A 25106-nucleotide genomic window follows, 5' to 3' on the forward strand; every position below is an offset into this window, starting at 1 on the left:
ACAGCGCTTCCACAGGTTACCGTTCGGTAGACAACGCGCTCCCAAGGCGGAGGGGTTCACATGGCGCTCGACCGTGCCGCAGGCCTGGCGGAGTCGGCCCGCGCCCTGGCCGACGGGGAGGTGACCTCCCGGGCCCTCGTGGAGCAGGCCCTGGAGCGGATCGCCACCAGCCAGGGGTCCCTCAACGCCTTCCGGGTCGTCCGGGCCGAGGCCGCGCTCGCCGAGGCGGACGCGGCGGACAGGGAACTCGCCGCCGGAGTGCGCAGGCCGCTGCTCGGTGTACCCGTCGCCGTCAAGGACGACATGGACGTGGCGGGCGAGCCGACCGCGTTCGGCTGCCGGGGAGAGTTCCCTGCGGTGGCTCAGGACGGGGAAGCCGTACGACGGTTGCGGGCGGCCGGCGCAGTCGTCGTCGGCAAGACCAACACCTGCGAGTTCGGGCAGTGGCCCTTCACCGAGGGACCCGCCTTCGGCGCCACCCGCAATCCGTGGAGCGCCGAGCACACCCCGGGCGGTTCCTCGGGCGGCTCGGCCGCCGCCGTCGCCGCCGGCCTGGTACCGGCCGCGCTCGGTTCGGACGGCGCCGGATCGGTGCGCATCCCGGCCTCCTGGACCCATCTCATCGGCATCAAGCCCCAGCGCGGCCGCATCTCCACCTGGCCGCGCGGCGAGTCCTTCCAGGGCATCACCGTCAACGGCACCCTGGCCCGCACGGTCACCGACGCCGCACTCCTGCTGGACGCGGCGAGCGGCAACCACGACCTCGACCCGCACCGGCCGCCCGCCATCGACGCCTGCGGCGCCGTCGGACGCGACCCCGGCAGGCTGCGCATCGCGCTCGCCCTGAATCCGCCGTTCACCGCGCTGCCCGCACGGCTCCGGCCCGAGGTACGGGCGAAGGTCGTCGAACTCGCCGAGAAACTCGCCGCGTTGGGGCACACCGTCGAGGAGGCCGACCCCCCGTACGGGCAGATCGGGCTCACCTTCATCCCACGCGCCACGGTCGGCCTCGCCGAGCGGGTCGGCGAGGCCCCCTTCCCCGCACTGCTCGACCGGCGCACCCGGGACGCCGCCCGCCTCGGCCGACTGCTCGGCGGGGCACCGCTGCGGGCGGCGCGGCGGGCCGAGGCGGTCCTGCACCGTCGTATCGGCGGATTCCTCACGTCGTACGACGTGATCCTCGCGCCGACCACGGCCGCTCCCCCGCCGCGCATCGGCTCGATGCTGAAGCTGGGCGGGCTGGCCACCGACCGCGCCATGATCGCCGCCTGTCCCTTCGCCTGGCCGTGGAACGTGCTGGGCTGGCCCGGTGTCAACGTCCCCGCCGGATTCGTCGGCCAAGGGCTGCCCGTCGGGGCGCAGTTGCTCGGTCCGGCGAACAGCGAGCCGCTGTTGATCTCGCTGGCCGCGCAGTTGGAGGCGGAGCTGCGCTGGCACGAGGCGTGGCCGCCGGTGCGGGAGATCGCGACGGATTCCCCGGCCGCGTGACGGCGTTCGGCCCTTACCCTGTGACCATGGACGATGCGTCGATGGTCGGGCTCATGGGTCGGGTCACCGGAACGGTGGGGCCCGGGCTCGTCGGCGAGGTGATCGTCCGCGTGCGGGGCGGCGCCGAGCACTTTCTCGCCTACGCGGCGACCGGCACGGACCGTATCGAGCGGGGCACCGTGGTGATGGTGGTGGAGTACCAGGCGCCGAGGACCGTCTACGTCCAGGCGGCGTACGACAGTTGAGCATGCTCCACCGCAGGTGAGAGCGGTATGCGTCAAGGTTGTGACAAGGATCCGCAAGGGTCTGTACCCCGGCCTCGGCGAGGCGCACACTCCCTTCGTTCGGTGCCGAAAGGGCACCATCCAAAGGGGGCGAATGCCGATGGTCGTCGGCGTCGTTGCGGGGGTCGCGGTAGTGGCCGTCCTCGCGTTGATCGGTGTGTTCAAGATGATGTGGCGCGTGGCCGAGCCCAATGAGGCGCTCATCATCTCCGGCTCCAAGCACAAGACCGAGGGCCTCGAGGAAGGCATGGGGTTCCGCATCGTCACGGGGCGCGGCACGCTGGTGCTGCCCGGTGTGCAGGCGGTGCGCAAGCTCTCGCTGGATCTCAACGAGACCGAGCTGCACGTGGATTGCGTGACCCACCAGGGCATTCCGCTCAAGGTCCGGGGCGTGGTCATCTTCAAGGTGGGCGACGACTTCGTGTCGATCGCCAACGCGGGGCGCCGTTTCCTGGACCAGCAGAAGCTGATGTCGGAGCGGGTGCACAACGTGTTCGCCGGTCATCTGCGGTCCATCGTCGGCGGGTTGACCGTCGAGGAGATGATCCGCGACCGGGAGAAGCTCACCGGGCAGACCCGGGCCGCCTGCGGCACGGAGATGGAGAAGCTGGGCCTCATCGTCGACTCCCTGCAGATCCATGAGATCGAGGACCCGACCGGGTACATCCAGAACCTGGCGATGCCGCACGCGGCGGCCGTCCAGCGGGACGCGCGCATCGCGCAGGCGGAGGCGAACCGGCTGGCCACGGAGGCCGAGCAGAAGTCGTTCGCACGGATGGCGGAGGCCACCCGGGACAGCGAGATCCTCCAGGCCGGCTATCAGGCCGAGCGGGACAAGGCGGGTGCGAAGGCGCGCCAGGCCGGTCCGCTCGCGGACGCCGCGGCCCGGCAGGAGGTCGTCGTCCAGGAGACCCGGATCGCCGAACTCGAGGCGAACCGGCGGGAGCAGCAGCTCCAGGCGGACGTCCGCAAGCCGGCGGACGCCCAGGCCTACGAGAAGCGCACGCTCGCCGAGGCCGAGCGTGACGCGCGGATCTCCGCGGCCCAGGCCAAGGCGAAGGAGACGGAGCTGGCTGCGGCGGCCGAGGCGACCCGGGTCAAGACGGCCGCGGGTGCCGAGGCCGAGGCGACCAAGGCCCGGGGTACGGCCATGGCGGCGTCGACCCGGGCCACCGGTGAGGCGGAGGCCGCTGCGGCTCAGGCCAGGGGTCTGGCACAGGCCGAGGCGACGAAGGCCAAGGGTCTCGCCGAGGCGGAGGCCATCAAGGCACGGGCCGCCGCTCTCGCCGAGAACCAGGAGGCGGTGGTCGCGCAGCAACTCGCCGAGAACTGGCCGGAGATCGTCAGGGCGGGCGCGTCCGCGTTCGGCAGCGTCGACAACATGGTGGTGCTCAACGGGGCCGACGGCATGGCGGACATGCTCGCCAAGGCGCTCACCATGGGCGGCACCGGGCTGGGGCTGGCACGTCAGCTGCTGGCGTCCATGAACCAGAACGGCCAGGAACCGGCGGGCACTTCGTCCCTCAACGGGATCGCGACGCCGCCGCCGGTTCAGAAGGTGCCGATGGACGACAAGTGACCCGTCACGTCCGATCACGGGGGCAGCCTCTAAGGTGCCCCCGTGACTGCGTTTACCGATGAGAACGTCCCCGGCCGCTTCGGCCGCACCGCGACCGCCGAGGCCGACGTCCGCGAGGTGGGCCGGGTGCGCACCGAGTACTCACCCGCGCACGACGGCGACCCCGACCCGGGCGAGATCGTGTGGACCTGGGTGCCTTATGAGGAGAACGACGGACGCGGCAAGGACCGGCCCGTGCTCGTGGTCGCCCGCGAGGCGGCCGGAACGTTCCTCGCCGTGCAGCTGTCCAGCAAGCGCCACGACGGCGACCGGGAGTGGGTGGCGATCGGCAGCGGCCCCTGGGACCGCACCGGCCGGGACTCCTGGGTGGACGTCGACCGCGTCCTGCGCCTGCACGAGGACGGTATGCGCCGGGAGGCCTGTGCGCTGGACCGGATGCGGTTCAACCTGGTCAGGCAGCGGTTGCACGAGCGCTACGGCTGGACCTGAAAGGTCTTCTCGAAAGCGCCCCGCACCACGTGGCCGGGCGTGCGGTCCAGCACCCCGAACACCACGTGCTCGAAGGCCGCCGCGAACCGCCCGGCCGGCCCCAGCAGTGCGTGGAACGCCCCCGCCACCTGCATGGGGTCGTTCTGGAACACCCCGCAGCCCCACGCGCCGAGCACCAGCCGCCGGTACCCCGCGGCCGCCGCCACCTCCAGCACCCGCTCGGCACGCACCGCCAGGGCGTGCGGCAGCTCGGCCGTGCGCTGCGGCACCGTGCGCCGTACGACGCCCGCGTTCGGCGCGGCGGCGGTCAGAAAGCCGGCGGCGTACGGCTCGTCCAGCAGACGGCCGCGGTCGTCCCGGAACACGGGCACGGCCGGTGAGTGGATGACACGGTCCGTGTAGAACGCGTCGCGGTGGGCGCGGTGATGGTCGTAGAAGTCCCTGGCCTCCCGTACGCAGACGTACAGCGCGCTGGCTCGGCACAGGGCCTCTTCCTGGGCCTGGGCGCCGTTGAGATAGCCACCGCCCGGGTTGCGGGCCGAGGCGAAGTTCAGGACCGCCGGGACACCGCCGAGCCGACGGGCGGCCTCCAGGCTGCTCTCGCCCGTGACCTCGACGAGCGTGTCGCCGGGCGGGAACTCCGGCACGGGCACGGGATCCGGCCCGTACATCCGCGTACCGGCCCGTGCGGCCTCGGTCCGCGCGGCGATGGGCACCTCCCGTCCGTCGGAGGCGCGATAGAACCCCGCCTCGACGATCTGCTCCGTCTGCTGTGCGATGCCACGCAGGCGCGCGCTCATGGCGTCACCCCCGTGGGCGCCGTGAACGCGCGCCGTGCGCGCTCCCCCGTCGTGCTCATGCAGGCATCGTGGGCGATGCTGGTCATACGGTGCAACGGAGTTTCCCGGCCTCGAAACACCCAGCAAACACCTAGAAAACGGAGATCGTCAGCCCTGATTACGACGATATGCACTCTTGTGCGATTCGCCGCGAGGGTTTTGGGTGGGACGAGTTATGCCGGTCCGGCCAACATCATCCAGGCCGGCGGCATGGTGGAATCTCAGGAGGATCCCGACATGTCCGATTCGGTTACCGACTGTAGCGACTGTATGGAGCCCCGCACCGCTCTGTCCGCCGCCGAGGTGGAGGCCCTCGTCCGGGGCATCTGCTTCAAGACCGGACCGCCCCGCACCGTCGGGGTCGAGGTGGAATGGCTCGTCCACGAGCTGCGCCTGCCGCAGCTCCCCGTCACACCCGAACGGCTCGAAGCGGCCTACGCCGCACTGCGGACCGTTCCTCTGAACTCTGCGCTCACCGTCGAGCCCGGCGGCCAGCTGGAGCTGAGCTCCCTGCCCGCCGCCTCCCTGACGGAGTGCATCGCCACCGTCTCCGCCGACCTCGACGCCGTCCGCGCGACGCTCGCCGGGCACGGTCTCGGCCTCGTCGGCGTCGGCCACGACCCCTGGCACTCACCCCGCCGGTATCTGCGCGAACCCCGCTACGACGCGATGGAAGCCTGCCTCGACCGTACGGGCCCGGCCGGCCGCGCCATGATGTGCACCTCCGCCTCCGTGCAGGTGTGCCTGGACGCGGGCTACGAGGAGCCAGGGCCGCTCGGGCACGGGCGGCGCTGGTGGCTGGCCCACCAGCTGGGCCCGGTCCTGGTCGCCGCGTTCGCCAACTCCCCGCTGGCCGGCCGCGAGCCCACCGGCTGGGTCTCCACCCGCCAGCTGCTGTGGATGGAGATCGGCGCGGGCCGCGCGGGCGCTCCCCCGCTGGACGGGGACCCGCGCGAGGCGTGGGCGCGGCACGTGCTCGACGCCCCGGTGATGTGCATCCGCCAGGACGGCCGCGCCTGGGACGTCCCGGACGCCATGACCTTCCGCGACTGGACCCGCTCCGCGACACCGAGGCCGCCGACCCGCGAGGACCTCGACTACCACCTCACCACGCTGTTCCCGCCGGTCAGACCGCGCGGCCACCTCGAGCTGCGCATGATCGACGCCCAGCCCGGCGACGACGGCTGGATCGTGCCGCTCGCCGTGACGACGGCGCTGTTCGACGACCCCGAGGCCGCCGAGACCGCGTACCGCGCGGTGAAGCCGCTGGCCGAGCGGGCGCTGGGGCTGCCCGCCCCGCACAACCCGCTGTGGCTCGACGCGGCCCGCACCGGCCTCGCCGACCCGGAACTGCACGACGTGGCCGTCCAGTGCTTCACGGCCGCCCTCGACGCCCTGCCCCGGCTCGGCGCGACCGCCGAGGTCACGGGCGCCGTCGCGGCGTACCTGGAGCGGTACGTCCTCCAGGGCCGCTGCCCCGCCGACGATCTGCTGGACCGGTTGCACGGGAAGGACCTCCACCGATGACCGACGACGCCGAGACGCTCCGCGTCCGGGCGCTGCTCACCCTCACCACGGCGCGCGACCGCACGACGCTGCTGACCAGCTGTGTCGAGGACCCCGACCTCACCGCCCAGCACTCGCCGCTGATGTCCCCGCTGGTGTGGGACCTCGCGCACATCGGCAACCAGGAGGAGCTCTGGCTGCTGCGGGGTGTCGCAGGGCGGGAGGCGATGCGGCCCGAGATCGACGGCCTCTACGACGCCTTCGAGCACCCGCGCGCGGAACGGCCGAAGCTGCCGCTGCTCCCGCCCGACGAGGCCCGGCGGTACGCGGCGGAGGTGCGCGGCCGGGTCCTGGACCTGCTGGAGGGGACCGCGTTCCACGGCACGCGGCTCACCGAGGCGGGGTTCGTCTTCGGGATGATCGCCCAGCACGAACAGCAGCACGACGAGACGATGCTGATCACCCATCAGCTCCGCACGGGCCCCCAGGCCCTGACCGCCCCCGACCCGGCCCCCGCGCCCCTCCACACCGGTCCGGCCGAAGTCCTGGTTCCCGGCGGCCCGTTCATGATGGGCACCTCCGACGAGCCGTGGGCGCTGGACAACGAACGCCCGGCGCACCGGCGGGAGGTGGCGCCGTTCTACATCGACACCGCTCCGGTCACCAACGAGGCATACCAGGAGTTCATCGAGGACGGCGGCTACTGGCTCGACCGATGGTGGGCACCGGCCGGCTGGGACTACATCCGGCAGCACGACATCGACGCCCCGCTGTTCTGGCGGCGCGACGGCAACCAGTGGCTGCGCCGCCGCTTCGGCGTCACCGAGATCGTGCCGCCCGACGAGCCCGTGGTGCACGTGAGCTGGTACGAGGCCGACGCGTACGCCCGCTGGGCCAGGCGGCGGCTGCCCACCGAGGCCGAGTGGGAGAAGGCCGCCCGCCACGACCCCACCACGGACCGCTCGATGCGCTACCCGTGGGGTGACGCCGACCCGGCGCCCGAGCACGCCAACCTCGGCCAGCGGCATCTGCGCCCGGCCCCGGCGGGCAGCTATCCGGAGGGTGAATCCCCGCTCGGTGTACGGCAGTTGATCGGCGACGTGTGGGAGTGGACGGCGAGCGACTTCCAGCCGTACCCGGGCTTCGAGGCGTTCCCGTACAAGGAGTACTCGGAGGTGTTCTTCGGCCCCGAGCACAAGGTGCTGCGCGGCGGTTCGTTCGCCGTCGACGCGGTGGCCTGCCGGGGCACGTTCCGCAACTGGGACTACCCGATCCGGCGCCAGATCTTCTCCGGGTTCCGCACCGCCCGTTCCGCGGAGGGCGTCTGATGTGCCGTCACCTGGCGTATCTGGGCGACGAGGAGCCGCTCGGGCGGCTCCTCACGGAGCCCCCGCACAGCCTGTACCGCCAGTCCTGGGCACCCCGGCACCAGCGCTACGGCACCGTCAACGCCGATGGTTTCGGGGTCGGTTGGTACGCCGAGGGCGACCCGGCGCCGGCCCGCTACCGCCGGGCCGGGCCCATCTGGGCGGACCAGTCCTTCGCGGACCTGGCCCGAGTGGTACGGACCGGTGCGCTGATGGCGGCTGTCAGGGACGCGACCCTGGCGGGCGCGGACGGCGAGGCCGCGGCGGCGCCGTTCGCCGGCGGCCCCTGGCTGTTCAGCCACAACGGCGCGGTCAAGGGCTGGCCGCGCTCCCTGGCACCGCTGACCCAGACCCTGCCCGCCGCCGACCTGCTGTCCATGGAGGCCCGCAACGACTCGGCGTTCGTCTGGGCCCTGGTCCTCGCCCGCCTCCGCGCCGGCGACGACGAGAGCCAGGCACTGGCCGACACGGTCCTGGAGGTCGCCGAGGCGGCCCCCGGCTCCCGCCTCAACCTCCTCCTCGCCAACGGCGAGACCATCACCGCGACCACCTGGGGCGACACCCTCTGGTACCTGACGTGCTCCCGCGGCACGGTCGTCGCTTCCGAGCCCTACGACGACGATCCGCACTGGCAGAAGGTCCCCGACCGCACCCTGCTCGCGGCGAGCCGCACGGACGTGCTGCTCACCCCGCTGAAGGAGCCGAGTGAAGCCGCCTCGGCCATCGCACCGTCGAAGGAGCCCCGTACGTGAGCCCGTTCCTTCTCACCCGCACCCTGCCCGAGGACGCCACCGAGGCCGCCCTGCGCGCCGACGTCCTGCGCGGCCTGACCCGCACCCCGAAGACTCTGCCGCCGAAGTGGTTCTACGACGCCCACGGCAGCGAACTCTTCGACCGGATCACGGAGTTGCCCGAGTACTACCCGACCCGCGCCGAGCGGGAGATCCTCGTCGCCCGGGCCGCCGAGATCGCGGCGGCTTCCGGTGCCCGCACCCTCGTCGAACTGGGCTCCGGCTCCTCGGAGAAGACGCGGTACGTCATCGACGCGCTGAGCGACCTGCACACGTACGTGCCCGTCGACGTCAGCGAGAGCGCCCTCACGCAGGCCGGGCACGCACTGATCGCGGAGCGGCCGGGGCTGAACGTGCACGCCCTGATCGCCGACTTCACGACCGAGCTCGCCCTGCCCGGGGCACCCGGCCCCCGGCTGGTGGCGTTCCTCGGCGGCACGATCGGCAATCTGCTGCCGGCCGAGCGGGCGGAGTTCTTCGGCTCGGTCCGCGCCCTGCTCTCCCCCGGCGACGCCCTGCTGCTCGGCACGGACCTCGTCAAGGACGAGAAGGTGCTGGTCAGGGCGTACGACGACGCGGCCGGGGTGACGGCGGCGTTCAACAAGAACGTCCTGACCGTCGTCGACCGGGAGCTGGGTGCCGACTTCGATCCCCGCGCCTTCGACCATGTGGCGCTCTGGGACGCGGAGAACGAGTGGATCGAGATGCGGCTGCGCTCCCGTACCGCTCAGACCGTGAAGATCCCCGCGCTGGACCTCGCCATCGACTTCGCGGCGGGCGAGGAGCTGCACACCGAGGTGTCAGCGAAGTTCCGCAAGGAGGGTGTGCGGGCCGAACTGTCCGCCGCCGGCCTGGAACTGGCCCACTGGTGGACGGACGAACAAGGCCGGTTCGCGCTGTCGCTGAGCACGGTGCGGTGACGGACGGCTCGCGCTCCGCCGCCACCTGGGGCACGGTGGAGCCATGACGAATCACACCTATCGGGTGACCGAGATCGTCGGCACCTCGCCCGACGGCGTCGACCAGGCCATCCGCAACGGCATCGGCCGTGCCTCAGAGACCCTCCGGAACCTCGACTGGTTCGAGGTGACCCAGGTGCGGGGGCAGATCGAGGACGGACAGGTCGCGCACTGGCAGGTGGGCCTGAAGGTGGGCTTCCGCCTGGACGAGTCGGACTAGCGACACCGGCTCAGGTCCGCCCCTCCCGCTCCTGCGCGGTTCTCAGCGCGGCGGAGGGGGCGGTCCAGCGCGCCCGTACGACGGTGAATCCGGCCCGTTCGGCGTCCTCGCAGACCAGTTCGTCGTCGTCCACCAGCACCCGGATCTCTCGGGTACGGGCGAGCCGACGGAGGGTCTCCAGCTTGGTGCGCCGGGCGGGCCTGCGGTCGTTGTCGCGCCGCATGTGGACACGGCCCTCGGGAAGTCCCTGGGCGGCGAGCCAGTCGAGCGTGTCCTGTCGGCAGCGCTCGGGCCGACCGGTGAGATAGACGACCTCGCACTCCTCGGCGCTCTCCAGGACCAGGGCGATGCCCTGCGCGAGGGGCGGGTCCTGGGGCGCGGCGGCGAAGAAGCCGTCCCAGTCGCGGGGCTTGCGCTCCAGGAAGCGCTGCCGGTGGGCCGTGTCCGCGAGGGTGTTGTCCAGGTCGAACACGGCGAGGGGCGGTCTGCTGCTGTCGGTCACGCGCTCCACCCTAGAACCCGGCAACCTTCTCGCGCCGTGCGCCGACTCCTCTGCGACATGGCACGCAGGCGGAGGCGGGAGGCCCCATGCGGAACACGGCGATCTGGTCGGCAGTGGTCGCGGGCGCGGCGACGGCATCGGTACTGGGCCTGGCGGGCGAGGCGTCCGGCGCGCCGAGAACCCCGGTAGCGGCCACGAACGGGAGCGACTCGGCAGCCGGCACGCTCGCACAGCCGCCGCGGACCCCGCGGAAGGCGCTGGACCCGGCGGCACAACGGGGCGAGCGCAGGGGCCAGGTCCTGAAGGAGCGGCCTTAATTGTTAATGGGATCCATTTTCATGTAGCGTCCTCGGTGCTCGCTGTCCCACCGAGGAGGTCCCTGTCATGGCTGTCCCCAAGCGGAAGATGTCCCGCAGCAACACCCGCCACCGCCGCGCGCAGTGGAAGGCGGCCACCCCGTCGCTGGTGCCCGTCACGATCGACGGCGTGGCGCACCTCGTACCGCAGAACCTCGTCAAGGCCTACCAGCGCGGCCTGCTGCGTCCCGAGGGCTGAGCCCCGATGCCCTACGACCGTCTGCCGGTCACCGTCCTGTCCGGGTTCCTCGGGGCGGGCAAGACCACGCTGCTCAACCATGTCCTGGCCAACCGCGAGGGCCTGCGGGTCGCCGTGATCGTCAATGACATGAGCGAGGTCAACATCGACGCCGCGCTGGTGCGGGGCGGCGAGGCCGCGCTGTCGCGGACCGAGGAACGCCTGGTCGAGATGACCAACGGCTGCATCTGCTGCACCCTCCGGGACGACCTGCTGGAGGAGGTGGACCGGCTGGCCCGGGAGGGCCGCTTCGACCACCTGCTCATCGAGTCGTCGGGCATCTCGGAACCGATGCCCGTCGCGGCCACCTTCGCGTTCGCCCGCGACGACGGGGCCACGCTCGGGGACGTGGCCCGTCTGGACACCATGGTCACGGTCGTCGACGCGGCCAACTTCCTGCCCGAGCTGGACAGCGGCGACGAACTGGCCGAGCGGGGGCTGGCCCCCTTCGAGGACGACGAGCGCACGGTCAGCGATCTGCTGGTCGACCAGATCGAGTTCGCGGACGTCATCGTCCTCAACAAACTCGACCTGGTGGACACGGACGCCGCGGCCCGACTGCGGGCGGCGTTGCACCGGCTGAACCCCGTCGCCCGGATCGTCGACGCACGCCACGCTCGCGTGAACCTCCGACACGTCCTGGGCACCGGCCTGTTCGACCTGGAACGCGCACAACAGGCGCCGGGCTGGGTCCGGGAACTCAACGGCGAGCACGTCCCCGAGACCGAGGAGTACGGCGTCTCCTCCACGGTCTTCCGCTCCGAACTCCCCTTCCACCCCGCCCGGTTGTGGACGTTCGTGACGGAACATCTGGACGGCGGCGCGTACGGCCGCGTCCTCCGCTCCAAGGGCTTCTTCACCCTGGCCAGCCGCCCCCACGTCACCGGCCTGTGGTCCCAGGCCGGCTCGGTGGCCCGCTTCGAACCGTCGGCGGCGCGCGACGACGAGGCGCCCCACGCACAGGAACTGGTCTTCATCGGCACCCAGTTGGAGGCCGCGCGACTCCACAGCGCCCTCGCGGCCTGCCTCATGGACCCGGAGGAGAGCGTCCCGGACGTCGACCCCTTCCCGGCCTGGGACACGTACGGCATCGAGGACACCTGCGAGCACGAGCACGCCGTATCCGCCCAGGAACACGCCGTGTCCGCATCCTGACACCGGGTGACGCCGGGAATGTCACGGCGTCCCCGGCGTTGAACCCCCTGTGACCCACCTGACCGCCGCCACCCGCTTCTCGGTCCTCGACCGTTCCCGCACCCGTGAGGGCCACTCGAACGCCGAGGCGCTGCGCGACACCGTACGGTTCGCGCAGGAGCTGGAGGGGCTCGGATATCACCGGTTCTGGGTCTCGGAGCACCACGGGGTACCCGGCGTCGCCGGTTCCGCCCCGACCGTACTGGCCGCCGCCGTGGCCGGAGCCACACGGACGATCCGGGTAGGGACGGGCGGCGTGATGCTGCCCAATCACCGGCCGCTGGTCGTGGCCGAACAGTTCGGCGTCCTGGAGTCCCTCTTCCCCGGCCGCATCGACATGGGGCTGGGCCGCTCGGTCGGCTTCACGGACGGCGTACGCAAGGCGCTGGGCCGAGGCAAGGACGACGCCGACGACTTCGCCGGCCAGCTCGACGAACTGCTCGGCTGGTTCCGCGGCACCTCCCCGACCGGTGTGCACGCGCGCCCTGCGGAGGGCCTGACCGTGCCGCCGTTCGTCCTCGCGATGGGCGAGGGCGCCGCGATCGCGGCCCGCGCGGGCCTGCCCATGGTCATCGGCGACCTTCGCAGCCGCGACAGGATGCAGCGCGGCATCGACCACTACCGCACCCACTTCCGCCCCTCCCCCTGGGCGCCGGAACCGTACGTCGTGATCTCCGGCACGATCGCGGTCGCCGCCACCCCCGAGGACGCCCGCCGCCTCCTGATCCCGGAGGCCTGGTCCATGGCCCACTCCCGCACCCACGGCACCTTCCCGCCCCTGCCGGCCGCCGACCGCGTCGAGGCACTCACCATGACCGCCAAGGAGCGCGACCTCTACGAGTCCGGCCTCACCGGCCACATCGCCGGCACCGAGGACCAGGTGGCGCACGAGCTGGAGACGGTGCTGAAGGAGACGGGCGCGCAGGAGGTGCTCGTCACCACCAGCAGCCACGACCGTGACGCGCTGCTGGACTCCTACCGACGGCTGGCCTCGATCGTCTCCGACTAGAGTTCCCCCTCATGCACCACCCACATGACCCGTATGTCCGAGTCCGCGGCGCCCGAGAGCACAACCTCAAGGGTGTGGACGTCGACATCCCGCGGGACGTGCTGGCCGTGTTCACCGGGGTCTCCGGGTCCGGGAAGTCGTCGCTGGCGTTCGGGACGATCTATGCCGAGGCGCAGCGGCGGTACTTCGAGTCCGTCGCGCCGTACGCGCGCAGGCTGATCCATCAGGTGGGGGCGCCGAAGGTCGGGGAGATCACCGGGCTGCCGCCCGCGGTGTCGCTGCAGCAGCGTCGTTCGGCTCCGACGTCCCGTTCGTCCGTCGGGACGGTCACCAGCCTCTCGAACTCCTTGCGGATGCTGTTCTCCCGGGCCGGTGACTACCCTCCGGGGGCCGACCGGCTCGACTCGGACGCCTTCTCGCCCAATACGGCGGCGGGGGCGTGCCCGGAGTGTCATGGGCTGGGGCAGGTGCACCGCACGACCGAGGAGTTGCTGGTCCCCGATCCGTCGCTGTCGATCCGGGAGGGCGCGATCGCGGCGTGGCCGGGCGCCTGGCAGGGGAAGAACCTGCGGGACATCCTGGACGCGCTGGGGTACGACGTGGACCGGGCGTGGCGCGAGCTGCCCGCCGAGGCTCGGGAGTGGATCCTGTTCACCGACGAGCAGCCGGTCGTCACGGTGCATCCGGTGCGGGACGCGGACCGCATCCAACGGCCCTACCAGGGCACGTACATGAGCGCCCGGCGCTATGTGATGAAGACCTTCTCGGACTCCAGGAGCCCGACGCTGCGGACGAAGGCGGAGCGGTTCCTCAGCAGCGCGCCCTGCCCTGCGTGCGGCGGCAGCCGGCTACGGCCGGAGGCGCTCGCGGTGACCTTCGCGGGACGGACGATCGCCGAGCTGGCGGCGCTGCCGCTGACGCGGCTCATGGGCCACCTGCTCGCCGTGGACGAGACCACCCGTGTCCTCACCGACGACCTCGAGTCCCGTATCGCACCCGTCCTCGAACTCGGCCTCGGCTACCTCAGCCTCGACCGCTCCACCCCCACCCTCTCCGCCGGTGAGCTGCAACGACTACGGCTGGCGACCCAGCTGCGCTCCGGACTGTTCGGAGTGGTGTACGTCCTCGACGAGCCGTCTGCAGGACTGCACCCGGCGGACACCGAGGCGCTGCTGACGGTGCTGGAGCGGCTGAAGGCGGCCGGCAACTCGGTGTTCGTGGTGGAGCACCACCTCGACGTGGTGCGCGGCGCGGACTGGCTGGTGGACGTGGGTCCGCGGGCCGGTGAGCACGGCGGCGAGGTGCTGCACAGCGGTCCCGTGGCGGAACTGACCGCGGTCGAGGGGTCCGAGACGGCGCGTTTCCTCTTCGGCCGCTCCCCCGCCGCCGTACGTGAAGTGCGCGCCCCCAGAGGGCAGTTGAAGATCGGCCCGGTCACCCGGCACAACCTGCGCGGGGTGACGGCGGAGTTCCCGCTGGGTGCCTTCACGGCGGTGACGGGCGTCTCCGGGTCCGGGAAGTCCACGCTCATCGGGGAGATCACCGAGGAGTCGGCGGGCGTGGGACGGCTCGTCTCGGTCGACCAGCGGCCGATCGGCCGGACCCCGCGCTCCAACCTGGCCACCTACACGGGCCTCTTCGACGTCGTACGCAAGGAGTTCGCGGCCACGGACCAGGCGCGGTCACGCGGCTTCGGTGTCGGCCGGTTCTCCTTCAACGTGGCCGGGGGACGCTGCGAGACCTGTCAGGGCGAGGGTTTCGTCAGCGTCGAGCTGCTGTTCCTGCCGAGCACGTACGCGCCGTGCCCGGACTGCGGCGGGGCCCGCTACAACGCCGAGACGCTCGAAGTGACGTACCGGGGGCGGAACATCACCCAGGTACTGGACCTGACGGTGGAGTCCGCGGCGGAGTTCTTCGCCGACACCCCCGCCGTCGCCCGCAGCCTCGGCACGCTCCTGGACGTGGGCCTCGGCTATCTGCGCCTGGGCCAGCCCGCCACCGAACTATCCGGCGGCGAGGCCCAACGCATCAAGCTGGCCAGCGAGTTGCAGCGTGGGCGCCGCGGCCACACCCTCTACCTCCTCGACGAGCCGACCACCGGCCTCCACCCGGCCGACGTCGAGGTGCTGATGCGCCGGCTCCACGGACTCGTCGACGCCGGGCACACCGTCATCGTCGTCGAGCACGACATGTCCGTCGTCGCGGACGCGGACTGGGTGATCGACCTGGGACCGGGCGGCGGGGACGCGGGCGGCCGCATCGTGGCGACGGGACCGCCCACGGAGGTGGCCCGGGCGAAGGACAGCGCCACGGCGGCGTATCTGGCCGCGGCGATCCGGTCACCGGGCGCCCCCGCCGACGGCCGGCGCGGCTAGTCGTTCGGCTGGGTGAAGCGGATGCTGTTGCCGAAGGGGTCGCGTACGCCGCAGTCGATGCCGTACGGGCGCTCGGTGGGTTCGTCGGTGATCTCGACGCCGCGGCCGCGCAGGGTCTCGCACGTCTTGCGGCAGTCGTCGGTGCTGAAGATGAGGTGGCCGCCCATGGCGCCCTTGGTGAGAAGGTCGCGGACCTGCGCCGCCGTCTCCTCGGACAGCGCCGGCTGCCCCGGCCGCTCCAGCAGGATCTGCCGGTCCGGGTGGCCCGGGACGTTGACGGTGAGCCAGCGCATGAAGCCGAGGTCGGCGTCGGTGTGGACCTCCAGGCCGAGCTTGCCGACGTAGAAGTCGAGGGCCTCGTCCTGGTCGAGGACGTAGATCTGTGAGTGTGTGATGGCGGTGAACATGCGCTTCACGCTACCGAGCGGGCCGGACGAAAACTTATCCAAAACTGCTCAGTCGGCCGAGGCCCTCGGCCGGGTCCACGCCTTCGTGAAGCACGTCGGTACGGCGATCGCGGAGGTCTGCTTGCGGTACGTCCTCGGTGACCGGCCGACGATGTCGCGGAAGGTGCGGCTGAAGGTCCCCGGGCTGCCGAAGCCGACCGCGAAGCAGATGTCGGTCACGCTGCGGTCGGTCTCCCGCAACAGGAACATCGCCCGCTCGACGCGGCGCCGCTGGAGATAGCGGTGCGGTGTCTCGCCGAACGTGGCGCGGAAGGTGCGGGTGAAGTGCGCCGGGGACACATGGGCGATCCGGGCCAGGGCCGGGACGTCCAGCGGCTGCGCGTAGGCGCGGTCCATGGCGTCCCGGGCCCGCAGCATGCGGCGGTTGGTCTCTTCTGCGGCGCGGCTCACACCGCCATCACATCACCTGCGCGACCAGCGCCGAGTGGATCCAGCCGGGTCGGTGCGAGGTCGCGGGCTGGGCGGCCAGGGCGAGCGACCGGCGGTCGGCGTGGCTGCCGGGCGGGATGACGTCCCGTACCTCCACCTCGGCCACCAGCCCCCGCGCCGACACCACCCGCCACACCGAGGCGAGCAGGGTGTCCTCGCCGACGAAGGCGGGCGCGGTACTGGCCGTGCCGCCGTCGAGCCGGTAGCGCAGCCGCACCGGCTGGACGGGGACTCCGGCGTCCAGGGCGGCCTGGAAGACGGCCCGGCGAAAGGTGCCCTGGGCGCGTCCGCACCAGGTGCTGCCCTCGGGGAAGACCGCGACCGCCTGCCCGCCGCGGAGCCCCTGTGCGATCCGGGCGACCGTGTCCGGAAGGGCGCGCAGCCGGTCCCGCTCGATGAACAGCGCGGCCCGGGCCACCACCGCGCCCGCCACCGGCCACTGTCGGATCTCGGTCTTGGCGACCATCCGGGCCGGGCGCACAGCGGCGAGCAGCGGGATGTCCAGCCAGGAGATGTGGTTGGCGACCAGGAGCAGTCCGCCGGTGGGCGCGGCGGCGCCGGTGACACGGACCCGGACCCCCGCGGCCCGTACGATCCACCGGCACCACCGCCTCACCGACTCGGCGGGGATCAGCCCGCCGAGCGGCGACAGCACGACCCCGGCGAGCACCAGGACCATGACCGCCGCCAGGCGCAGCACGGCGCGCGGTACCGCCGTGCCGGACCCCGTCGGCTCCACACACGCCCCGGGGGTGCAGGGCGCGCTGGGCAGCCAGACGCTCATCAGGCCGGTACGAGGGAGAGGAAGTGCCGCAGATAGCGCGGGTTGACCCGGCGCATCGACAGCAGCACGTACAGGTCGGCGACCCCGAAGTCCGGGTCGTGGGCGGGCTCCCCGCAGACCCAGGCGCCGAGGCGGAGATAGCCGCGCAGCAGGGCGGGCAGCTCACCGCGGCCGGCGGCGGGCTGTCCCGGGCCCCAGGGCAGCAGCGGGCGCACGCGGTACTCCTCCGGCGCCAGGTGCTTGTCCCGCACCCGCTCCCAGGTCGCCGACGCCAGCGCACCGCCGTCCGCGAGCGGGATCGAGCAGCAGCCGGCCAGCCACTCGTGGCCGCGGTCGAGCATGTAGCGGGCGATGCCGGCCCAGATGAGCCCGATGACGGCGCCGTCCCGGTGGTCGGGGTGCACGCAGGAGCGGCCGACCTCGACGAGGCCGGGTCGCAGGGCGTCGATGCGGGACAGGTCGAACTCGCTCTCCGAGTACAGCCGTCCGGCCACCGCGGCCCGCTCCGGCGGCAGCAGTCGATAGGTGCCGACGACCTGGCCGGTGCGGGTGTCGGTGACGAGCAGGTGGTCGCAGTAGGCGTCGAAGGGGTCGAGGTCATGGCCCGGCTGCGGGGAGGACAGCAGGGCGCCCATCTCCCCGGCGAACACGTCGTGGCGCAGCCGCTGGGCGGCGCGTACGCCGGACTCGTCGCGGGCGAGGGTGACGGTGTAGCGGGTGGGAGCGGCGGAGAGAAGAGGGGAGTCGAGAGCGGATACGGCGGTCATGGCTCACTCCAGGTCACGGGCCGGTTCGGGGACGGCACCCGGTGGGCCGGTGGATCCGGCCCGCACCCTCTGTTCTTCCTACGCCGATTGGCGTGGACGTGACCGGTTCCGGGAGTGCTGATGTGGGGAGGTTGAACGGCTCGGGCCGGATGTCGGGGGTGCCGGGCTCCGTCGACGGGCCGGTGTCGGACAGATGGCCGACGGGGGGCAACCCCCGGCACCTCAGGACCGTCTCCCTTCCGGAACCGATCACGAGGGACGGAGGCGCACGCGTGGCGGACGTGTCGGCGCAGGCGCTGGACGCATTGCCGTGGGAGCGGTTGGTGGCGGTGTATCCGACCGCGTCGGCCGAGGAGGTGCACCGGGTACTGCGCCACCTCCTCCACAGCGGTCCGGCCTCGACCGGGGACGACTGCTCGCCGCTGTTCTCCGCCCTCGCACTTGAGGAGCGCGGTGTCGGCTCGGCGGCCACGGCCACCCTGCCGTTCATCGTCGCGCTCGCCGCCGACCCCCGCACGGGCGCACGGGCGACGCTCGTGGAACTGCTGGGCAGCCTGGCCTGGTGTGCGGAGCAGTGTGCGCCGCACCTGGTGGACCCGGGCTGGCCGAGGGCCTGGGATCGGGAGCGCGCGGCGGTCCAGTCCCTGCTCACCGACCCGGATCCGGTGGTACGACGGCAGGCCGTGCCCCTCGCGGAGGGTTCCGCCCGGCTGCTGGAGCGGTGGCGGGCCGAACAGGATCTGTCGGTACGTCTGCCCGTGCTGTTCGCGCTGGGCGGGCTCTCCCAGGACACCGAGGTCCGCGCGGTCCTGGCCGAGGCACTCCGCGACGACGATCCCGTCGTACGACTCGCGGCCGTGCACGCCGCCTCGGAGACGGACCCCGGGATCGCGCTGCGGGAACGGGAGCGACTGCTGGCGGCCCTCGTCGACCCCGCCGTACGGTCACGCCGGGAGGCAGTCTGGTACAGGCCGGACGTGGAGTACCCGTACACCCGCGAGGATGTCGCCTTCTGGACAGCCGCCCTGTTCGAGGACACGCCCGCCGAGGCGACCGCGTTCCTGGCCCGGCTGGCCGCGGCGGCGGACCCAGCCGAGGACACCGACCTGCTGCGGGCCGTGCTGGATCACTCCTGGCAGCTGCTGACCCGTCGGCGGTCCGTCGAACCCGCGCTGGTCCCGCTCGCCGCCGGTCTCCTGGACCACCCCGACCCCGCCGTACGCTATCGGGCCGTCCATCTCCTCGCCGCTCTCGGACCCGGGGCCGCCGCACACGCCGACCGGCTCGCCGCGCTGCTCGACGACCCGGGCGAGGACGAGTTCCTGGAGGGCACCGTCGGCGAGCAGGCCCGCTGGGCGCTGGCCCGGATGGACGACGCGCGGGCGCTGCCGGGCCTGGTGGAGGGACTGTGTGCGACATGGCGCGGGCGCCACGGCCGGGGCTACGCCATCAGCGACCCGCGCAGCCCCGACCTCGCGGACGTCCTGGGCCCGCTCCGGGCTCACGCGGACACCCTCCTGCCGACGCTGCGGAAGGAGCTGCGGCGGGAACTGACCGACCCCGGCCTGCCCGGCTCGGTGCTGGCCGACCTCCTGGCGACGCTCAAGGTCTGGGGAACGGCCGCGCTGCCCGCGCTGCCGGAGGTCACGGCCTACGTGGCGGACCGCTTCCGTTGGCACGAGGCCGCCGAGGCGCTGGCTGCGATGGGCCCCGCTGCCGTCTCCGCCGCGCCCGCGATACGCGAGCGGATGGCCCTCCAACCACCGGAGAACCGCCGGTGGTTGCACTGGGTGCTCTGGCGCATCGGCGGCGCGGACCCGGCCGACGCGCTGCGGGCGCTCGGGGAGACTCTGCCGAAGCCGGGCGAGCCGCCGTACTTCCCGTTCGTTCAGCTCGCCGACTTCGGCCTCCGGGCCGCACCGTACGCCGATGAGCTGCGGCGCATTCTGGCGGAGGCCGAGAACGTCTTCGGGGTGAACGTGGCCACGGCCCTGTGGACGGTGACGGAGGAACCCGAGCCCGCCCGCCCGCTCCTGGAGGAGCAGGTTCTCGCGTTCGCCTCGGGCGGCCACGAGCTCTACGGACTGTTCCACTCCGCGTTGCGGACGCTGATCCGCTTCCGCGCGATCGGCCCGACGGTACGGGAGGCCCTGCGGGCCCTGCGCGACCAGGACCGCCGAATCTCGGCGTACGGCGACTATCGCGCGATCCTCCAGGACGAGGAGTTCCGCGAGCTGATCGACGAGGCGCTGGCCCTGTGAACTCGGCGGGACCGGGGATGAGCACCACGCCCGGTCCCGCCCGTCCGCGCTGGACGGCGAACGGTCGGTGAGGGGCGCTACCGCTTCGCCACCTTGCGCGTCGCCCGCAGCCATTCCCTGTTCATGCCGGTGATGGAGACGAGGGGGATGCCCTTGGGGCAGGCGGTCGCGCATTCGCCGGTCAACGTGCAGCCTCCGAAGCCCTCTTCGTCCATCTGCGCCACCATGTCCAGCACCCGCGTCTCCCGCTCCGGCGCGCCCTGCGGCAGCACGTTGAGATGGTTGACCTTGGCCGAAGTGAAGAGCATCGCCGCCCCGTTGGGGCAGGCGGCGACGCAGGCCCCGCAGCCGATGCACTCCGCGTGCTCGAACGCGAAGTCCGCATCCGGCTTCGGCACCGGCGTGGCGTGGGCTTCCGGTGCGGCGCCGGTGGGTGCGGTGATGTAGCCGCCGGCCTGGATGATCCGGTCGAACGCGGTGCGGTCGACGACCAGGTCCTTGATCACCGGGAACGCCGAGGCCCGCCACGGCTCGATGTCGATCGTGTCGCCGTCCTGGAAAGACCGCATGTGCAGCTGACATGTCGTGGTGCGTTCCGGGCCGTGCGCGTCGCCGTTGATGACCAGCGAGCACGCACCGCAGATCCCCTCACGGCAGTCATGATCGAAGGCGACCGGATCCTCGCCCCGGAGAATGAGTTCTTCGTTGAGGGTGTCGAGCATCTCCAGGAACGACATGTCCGAGGAGATGCCGTCCACCTCGTAGGTGGACATGGCGCCGTCGGCGTCGGCGTTCTTCTGCCGCCAGACGCGCAGGGTGAGCTTCATGCGTAGCTCCGCTGGGTGGGGTGGACGTACTCGAAGACCAGGTCTTCCTTGTGCAGAACGGGGGCATCACCGGTGCCGGTGAACTCCCAGGCGGCCGCGTAGGCGAACTCCTCGTCCCGGCGGGCCGCCTCCCCCTCCGGGGTCTGGGACTCCTCACGGAAGTGACCGCCGCAGGACTCGGCGCGGTGCAGCGCGTCCAGGCACATCAGCTCGGCGAGCTCCAGGTAGTCGACGACGCGGTTCGCCTTCTCCAGCGACTGGTTGAACTCCTCACCGGTGCCGGGGACCTTGATGCGGCGCCAGAACTCCTCCCGGATCTGCGGGATGCGCTCCAGGGCCTTGCGCAGACCGGAATCGGTGCGGGCCATGCCGCAGAACTCCCACATCAGTTCGCCGACTTCGCGGTGGAAGGAGTCGGGGGTGCGGTCGCCGTCCACGGACAGCAGCAGGTTCAGCCGGTCCTCGGTCTCCGCCAGCACCTCCTGCACGACGGGGTGTTCGGTGGTCACCGCGTCCTGGTGGGGGTTGCGGGCGAGGTAGTCGTTGATGGTGGCCGGCAGGACGAAGTACCCGTCCGCCAGACCCTGCATCAGCGCCGAGGCACCGAGCCGGTTCGCCCCGTGGTCGGAGAAGTTGGCCTCGCCGACCGCGAACAGCCCGGGAATGGTGGTCTGGAGGTCGTAGTCGACCCACAGCCCGCCCATCGTGTAGTGCACGGCGGGGTAGATCCGCATCGGCACCGCATACGGATCCTCGTCGGTGATCCGCTGGTACATGTCGAAGAGGTTGCCGTATCTGGCCTCGACCGCCTGGCGCCCCATCCTCGCGATGGCATCGGCGAAGTCGAGATAAACGCCCTGGCCACCCGGGCCTACCCCCCTGCCCTCGTCGCAGACGTTCTTCGCGGCGCGGGAGGCGATGTCCCGCGGAACGAGGTTGCCGAACGACGGGTAGATGCGCTCCAGGTAGTAGTCGCGCTCGTCCTCGGGGATCTGGTTCGCGGGACGGGTGTCGCCCTTGGCCTTCGGCACCCAGATCCGGCCGTCGTTGCGCAACGACTCGCTCATCAACGTCAGCTTCGACTGGTGATCGCCGGTGCGCGGAATACAGGTCGGGTGGATCTGCGTGAAGCAGGGGTTGGCGAAATACGCGCCACGCCGGTGCGCCCGCCACACCGCGGTGGCATTCGAGTTCATGGCGTTGGTCGACAGATAGAAGACATTGCCGTAGCCACCGCTGGCGAGGACGACGGCATCGGCGAAGTAGGTGTCGGTCTTCCCCGTGACGAGGTCCCTGGCGACGATCCCCCGCGCCTTCCCGTCGACGACGATCAGATCCAGCATTTCGGTACGCGGATGCATCTCGATGTTCCCGGTGGCGATCTGCCGGCTCAGCGCCTGGTACGCGCCCAGCAGCAACTGCTGACCCGTCTGCCCGCGGGCGTAGAACGTCCGCGACACCTGCACACCACCGAACGACCGCGTGTCCAGCAGACCGCCGTATTCCCGTGCGAACGGCACGCCTTGGGCGACGCACTGGTCGATGATCTCGACCGAGATCTGCGCAAGGCGGTGCACGTTCGACTCCCGCGCCCGGAAATCCCCGCCCTTCACCGTGTCGTAGAACAGCCGATGAATCGAGTCACCGTCATTCCGGTAGTTCTTCGCCGCGTTGATACCACCCTGCGCGGCAATCGAATGCGCCCGCCGAGGCGAATCCTGATAGCAGAACTGCACGACGTGGTAGCCCTGTTCGGCAAGTGTGGCACCCGCGGAACCACCCGCAAGACCGGTACCGACAACAATGACCGTGTGCTTGCGCCGGTTCGCCGGATTCACCAGCTTGGCCTCGAAACGGCGCTTGTCCCAGCGCTCGTCGACGGGTCCGGCAGGGGCCTTGCCGTCGACGACCGGCTCACCGGTCCCATAGTCCACGAAGGTAGTCATGTTCAGCTCACCACTCCGGTCATGACACCCACGGGTACGGCGAGGAAGCCGACCGTGAGCAGCAGCGCGAGGATGTCGGCCGTGGCCTTGAGGGCTCGGTCACGGGTGCGGTTGCCGGCGCCGAGGGTCTGGGCGGCGCTCCAGAAGCCGTGCCGGATGTGCAGGCCCAAGGCCAGTACCGCCAGGATGTAGATGACGTTGCCGTACCAGGTGGAGAAGGTGTCCACGACGTTCTGGTACGGCCGCCCCTCCTGGAAACCGCCCGGGTGCACGGTGCCGGTCGTCAGGTCCAGCAGATGCCAGACGATGAACAGACCGAGGATGTTCCCGCCCCAGCGCATGGTCCGCGTCGCATAGCCGGCCCGCGGCTTCTTGTGCACGTACTTCGTCGGGCGCGCCTTGATGTCACGGCGGCTGAGCTGGTACGCCGAGGTCGCGTGGGCGATCACCGCGACCACCAGCACCACCCGGATCAGCCACAGCGTCCACTCGTAGTGCATGAAGGGCTCGCCGAGCGTGCGCAACCAGTGCGCGTAGTGGTTGAACTCGCCCGGCCCGAAGAAGATCTTCAGGTTGCCGATCATGTGGACGACCAGGTACATCAGCATGATCAGCCCACTGACCGCCATCACGGTCTTCTTGCCGACGGAGCTGTCCCACACCGTGCGTGCCATGGACGGTCGTCGGTCCGTCCGCGTTGCCAGAGCCATGACTCAAGACGCTAGGGCCCAGGAGCCTGATCGGTCCAAGACATGGTCCGGCTTGATTCGATAGTCAGCGGCTATCGTACGAGGATGCAGTTCCAGCAGCTCCAGTACTTCGTGGCGGTCGCGGAGACCCGGCACTTCACCCGGGCGGCCGACCTCGTCCATGTCGCGCAGCCCTCCCTGTCCCAGCAGATCAAGGCGTTGGAGCGGGAGCTCGGTGCGGATCTGTTCCTGCGGGCCCGGGGCAACATCACGCTCACCGACGCGGGCGAGGCCCTGCTGCCGCTGGCCCGGCGGATCCTCGCCGACGCGGACACGGCCCGGCACGAGGTGCAGGAGCTGGTGCAGCTGCGCAGCGGCCGGGTGCGCCTCGGCGCGACGCCGAGCCTGTGCACCGGTCTGCTGCCGGACGTGCTGCGCGCCTTCCACGACCGCTATCCCGGCATCCGCCTGATGATCGAGGAGGGCGGCTCGCACGATCTCGTACGGGAACTGGCCCGCGGCGCCCTCGACCTCGCGCTGGTCGTCCTCCCGCTGCCGACGCCCTCACCGGCCCTGACGACGGTGGAGCTGCTGCGGGAGGACCTGGTGGTGGTGTCGTCCCCGGAGGCGCCCAAGCCGGGCGACGGCCGGCGCACCGTACGCATCGCCGACCTGGAGGGCGAGCGTCTGGTGATGTTCCGGCACGGCTACGACCTGCGTGAACTGACGGTCGCCGCATGCCGCTCCGAGGGCTTCGAGCCCGACTTCGCGGTGGAGGGCGGCGAGATGGACGCGGTCCTGGGCTTCGTCCGGGCGGGGCTGGGTGTGGCGGTCGTACCGCGTATGGTGGCCGCGCGTTCGGGACGGGGGCTACGGGTCACACCGCTGGCCCGGCCGGGGCTGCACCGGACCATCGCGCTGGCCCACCGCAGCGACGTGGCCCCGCCGCGGGCGGCACGGGAGTTGCAGCGTATGTTGCTGGAACGCTGAGACGGAGGGGCCGTTGGATCCGAGTTTCCGGCCGGGTGATGTGCTGCGGGTGAGCTGCCCGGACACCCCGGCCACGGTGGCGTGCGTCTCCAGGCACGACATCTCCCTGAACTGGCCCTGGTGGCAGCGGGACCCCGACTGCGGGATCCACTGGACCGGTGGCGTGGTCCTGCCCTTCAGCACCACGCCCGGCAGCCGCTCCCTCTTCCGTACCGATCCGCCGCCGGACCGGCTCACCGCCGGCGACACCTGCACGGTCGGGATCCCCTCGGCCGTCGTGCACGTCATCCGGGTCGACCGCTTCGACCCGCCGCTGGAGACGGGATGGCTGCCCCGCCCCACCATGGCGGTGACGGTCCTGGAGGCCGGGGTGGCCCGCGACCCGGAGCCGGGGGAGTTCGACGAGCAGGGCGAGGAGTTCCACCCCGAGGACGACATCCCCTTCGTCCTCGAACTCCTGCTGCGCCCCTACGCGTTCCTCGAACCCGGCGACGAGATCGCGGACGCGGCGGGGCGGGCCTGGCGCTTCGACGGGCCGTGGGAGTGGTGGCCCTTCGACAGGGCGGAGCCGGGCACCCCCGTGTGGCCGTTGACCCTGCTCGCCCGGGACGGCGGCCCGCTCGCGCCCGACGCGCCGGATCCGGTCGCGCGGGCCACCGCGACCGGCTCGCATGCGGCGGAGGCGGCGCGGTGGCAGGCGCTGGCGCGGGTGCGGCCGCCCGACGCCGCGGGGCCGTGACGGCTCACCTC

The 25106-nt window shown here is 71.8% G+C and carries 26 protein-coding genes; 17 read left to right on the plus strand and 9 right to left on the minus strand.

The genetic code is table 11. The annotated features are described in order from the left end of the window. The first annotated feature begins 60 nt into the window (after window positions 1-60). The 4 genes from ACWD3I_RS19485 to ACWD3I_RS19500 all read left to right on the plus strand — a co-directional run bounded on the left by ACWD3I_RS19485 (window position 61) and on the right by ACWD3I_RS19500 (window position 3840). Window positions 61-1488, plus strand: coding sequence for an amidase (locus ACWD3I_RS19485; RefSeq protein WP_451084123.1), 1428 nt, complete (start codon window positions 61-63; stop codon window positions 1486-1488). Window positions 1489-1514: 26 nt separating this feature from the next. Beyond that, window positions 1515-1733 (plus strand): hypothetical protein, encoded by a 219-nt coding sequence (locus ACWD3I_RS19490; protein WP_171139045.1) that lies wholly within the window; start codon window positions 1515-1517, stop codon window positions 1731-1733. Between the two features lie 133 nt (window positions 1734-1866). Beyond that, window positions 1867-3351 carry an SPFH domain-containing protein gene (locus ACWD3I_RS19495; RefSeq protein WP_365409662.1) on the plus strand — a complete coding sequence of 495 codons (1485 nt, stop codon included), beginning with the start codon at window positions 1867-1869 and terminating at the stop codon, window positions 3349-3351. 42 nt (window positions 3352-3393) lie between these two features. Beyond that, the gene (locus ACWD3I_RS19500) at window positions 3394-3840 is read left to right on the plus strand and encodes a type II toxin-antitoxin system PemK/MazF family toxin (RefSeq protein ID WP_365409659.1); all 447 of its coding nucleotides are present in this window, start codon (window positions 3394-3396) and stop codon (window positions 3838-3840) included. On the opposite strand, the gene ACWD3I_RS19505 is transcribed toward ACWD3I_RS19500, so the two are convergent. Then, on the minus strand, window positions 3825-4640 hold the full coding sequence (locus ACWD3I_RS19505; RefSeq protein WP_365409656.1) for a TIGR02452 family protein: 816 nt from the start codon (window positions 4638-4640) through the stop codon (window positions 3825-3827). The two genes, ACWD3I_RS19500 and ACWD3I_RS19505, sit on opposite strands and share 16 nt — an antisense overlap. 276 nt (window positions 4641-4916) lie before the next feature. Between ACWD3I_RS19505 and egtA the strand changes: the two genes are divergently transcribed. The 5 genes from egtA to ACWD3I_RS19530 are packed head-to-tail and all read left to right on the plus strand — an operon-like array spanning window position 4917 to window position 9522. Next, the gene (gene egtA / locus ACWD3I_RS19510; protein WP_365409653.1) at window positions 4917-6206 is read left to right on the plus strand and encodes an ergothioneine biosynthesis glutamate--cysteine ligase EgtA; all 1290 of its coding nucleotides are present in this window, start codon (window positions 4917-4919) and stop codon (window positions 6204-6206) included. Continuing rightward, window positions 6203-7513 carry an ergothioneine biosynthesis protein EgtB gene (egtB, locus tag ACWD3I_RS19515; protein ID WP_365409650.1) on the plus strand — a complete coding sequence of 437 codons (1311 nt, stop codon included), beginning with the start codon at window positions 6203-6205 and terminating at the stop codon, window positions 7511-7513. Before egtA ends, egtB begins: the two co-directional genes overlap by 4 nt. After that, window positions 7513-8304: an ergothioneine biosynthesis protein EgtC gene (gene egtC / locus ACWD3I_RS19520; RefSeq protein ID WP_365409647.1), complete on the plus strand. Its 792-nt coding sequence runs from the start codon at window positions 7513-7515 to the stop codon at window positions 8302-8304. The genes egtB and egtC overlap by 1 nt, the downstream gene beginning before the upstream one ends. Beyond that, on the plus strand, window positions 8301-9263 hold the full coding sequence (gene egtD, locus ACWD3I_RS19525; RefSeq protein ID WP_365409644.1) for an L-histidine N(alpha)-methyltransferase: 963 nt from the start codon (window positions 8301-8303) through the stop codon (window positions 9261-9263). Before egtC ends, egtD begins: the two co-directional genes overlap by 4 nt. A gap of 43 nt (window positions 9264-9306) precedes the next feature. Then, the gene (locus ACWD3I_RS19530) at window positions 9307-9522 is read left to right on the plus strand and encodes a dodecin (protein ID WP_266885083.1); all 216 of its coding nucleotides are present in this window, start codon (window positions 9307-9309) and stop codon (window positions 9520-9522) included. A gap of 10 nt (window positions 9523-9532) precedes the next feature. Here ACWD3I_RS19530 and ACWD3I_RS19535 read toward each other — a convergent pair whose 3' ends face one another. Continuing rightward, window positions 9533-10024: a phosphatase domain-containing protein gene (locus ACWD3I_RS19535; RefSeq protein ID WP_266885085.1), complete on the minus strand. Its 492-nt coding sequence runs from the start codon at window positions 10022-10024 to the stop codon at window positions 9533-9535. An 86-nt stretch (window positions 10025-10110) separates the two neighbouring features. On the opposite strand from ACWD3I_RS19535, the gene ACWD3I_RS19540 reads away from it, so the two are divergent. The 5 genes from ACWD3I_RS19540 (at window position 10111) to ACWD3I_RS19560 (ending at window position 15196) form a co-directional block, all read left to right on the plus strand. Beyond that, window positions 10111-10341 (plus strand): hypothetical protein, encoded by a 231-nt coding sequence (locus ACWD3I_RS19540; RefSeq protein WP_365409640.1) that lies wholly within the window; start codon window positions 10111-10113, stop codon window positions 10339-10341. A 67-nt stretch (window positions 10342-10408) separates the two neighbouring features. Beyond that, window positions 10409-10579: a 50S ribosomal protein L32 gene (gene rpmF, locus ACWD3I_RS19545; RefSeq protein ID WP_365409637.1), complete on the plus strand. Its 171-nt coding sequence runs from the start codon at window positions 10409-10411 to the stop codon at window positions 10577-10579. 6 nt (window positions 10580-10585) lie between these two features. Continuing rightward, window positions 10586-11773 carry a GTP-binding protein gene (locus tag ACWD3I_RS19550; protein WP_365409634.1) on the plus strand — a complete coding sequence of 396 codons (1188 nt, stop codon included), beginning with the start codon at window positions 10586-10588 and terminating at the stop codon, window positions 11771-11773. A 49-nt stretch (window positions 11774-11822) separates the two neighbouring features. Continuing rightward, on the plus strand, window positions 11823-12821 hold the full coding sequence (locus ACWD3I_RS19555) for an LLM class flavin-dependent oxidoreductase (RefSeq protein WP_365409631.1): 999 nt from the start codon (window positions 11823-11825) through the stop codon (window positions 12819-12821). A gap of 11 nt (window positions 12822-12832) precedes the next feature. Further along, window positions 12833-15196, plus strand: coding sequence for an excinuclease ABC subunit UvrA (locus ACWD3I_RS19560; RefSeq protein WP_365409628.1), 2364 nt, complete (start codon window positions 12833-12835; stop codon window positions 15194-15196). On the opposite strand, the gene ACWD3I_RS19565 is transcribed toward ACWD3I_RS19560, so the two are convergent. The 4 genes from ACWD3I_RS19565 to ACWD3I_RS19580 are packed head-to-tail and all read right to left on the minus strand — an operon-like array spanning window position 15193 to window position 17643. After that, window positions 15193-15603: a VOC family protein gene (locus ACWD3I_RS19565; RefSeq protein WP_351676509.1), complete on the minus strand. Its 411-nt coding sequence runs from the start codon at window positions 15601-15603 to the stop codon at window positions 15193-15195. The two genes, ACWD3I_RS19560 and ACWD3I_RS19565, sit on opposite strands and share 4 nt — an antisense overlap. Window positions 15604-15651: 48 nt before the next feature. Next, window positions 15652-16053 (minus strand): AraC family transcriptional regulator, encoded by a 402-nt coding sequence (locus ACWD3I_RS19570; protein WP_365409625.1) that lies wholly within the window; start codon window positions 16051-16053, stop codon window positions 15652-15654. A 7-nt stretch (window positions 16054-16060) separates the two neighbouring features. Then, complete coding sequence (locus ACWD3I_RS19575; protein WP_365409622.1) at window positions 16061-16876, minus strand: lysophospholipid acyltransferase family protein; 816 nt, start codon at window positions 16874-16876, stop codon at window positions 16061-16063. Continuing rightward, entirely contained in the window at window positions 16876-17643 is a 768-nt protein-coding gene (locus ACWD3I_RS19580; protein ID WP_365409619.1) for a GNAT family N-acetyltransferase, read from the minus strand. Before ACWD3I_RS19580 ends, ACWD3I_RS19575 begins: the two co-directional genes overlap by 1 nt. 272 nt (window positions 17644-17915) lie before the next feature. Here ACWD3I_RS19580 and ACWD3I_RS19585 point away from each other — a divergent pair, with 272 nt between their 5' ends. Further along, window positions 17916-19904, plus strand: a complete 1989-nt coding sequence (locus ACWD3I_RS19585; protein ID WP_365409616.1) for a HEAT repeat domain-containing protein — start codon at window positions 17916-17918, stop codon at window positions 19902-19904. A 77-nt stretch (window positions 19905-19981) separates the two neighbouring features. Here ACWD3I_RS19585 and ACWD3I_RS19590 read toward each other — a convergent pair whose 3' ends face one another. The 3 genes from ACWD3I_RS19590 to ACWD3I_RS19600 are packed head-to-tail and all read right to left on the minus strand — an operon-like array spanning window position 19982 to window position 23351. Then, on the minus strand, window positions 19982-20731 hold the full coding sequence (locus ACWD3I_RS19590) for a succinate dehydrogenase/fumarate reductase iron-sulfur subunit (RefSeq protein ID WP_365409613.1): 750 nt from the start codon (window positions 20729-20731) through the stop codon (window positions 19982-19984). Next, complete coding sequence (locus ACWD3I_RS19595) at window positions 20728-22677, minus strand: fumarate reductase/succinate dehydrogenase flavoprotein subunit (protein WP_365409610.1); 1950 nt, start codon at window positions 22675-22677, stop codon at window positions 20728-20730. Before ACWD3I_RS19595 ends, ACWD3I_RS19590 begins: the two co-directional genes overlap by 4 nt. Before the next feature lie 2 nt (window positions 22678-22679). Beyond that, window positions 22680-23351, minus strand: a complete 672-nt coding sequence (locus tag ACWD3I_RS19600) for a succinate dehydrogenase (protein ID WP_365409607.1) — start codon at window positions 23349-23351, stop codon at window positions 22680-22682. Window positions 23352-23471: 120 nt separating this feature from the next. Between ACWD3I_RS19600 and ACWD3I_RS19605 the strand changes: the two genes are divergently transcribed. Further along, the gene (locus ACWD3I_RS19605; RefSeq protein WP_365409604.1) at window positions 23472-24356 is read left to right on the plus strand and encodes a LysR family transcriptional regulator; all 885 of its coding nucleotides are present in this window, start codon (window positions 23472-23474) and stop codon (window positions 24354-24356) included. 13 nt (window positions 24357-24369) lie between these two features. Further along, the gene (locus tag ACWD3I_RS19610) at window positions 24370-25095 is read left to right on the plus strand and encodes a hypothetical protein (protein ID WP_365409601.1); all 726 of its coding nucleotides are present in this window, start codon (window positions 24370-24372) and stop codon (window positions 25093-25095) included. Window positions 25096-25106: the final 11 nt, after the last annotated feature.

The sequence above is a fragment of the Streptomyces sp. NPDC002817 genome (assembly GCF_053592055.1).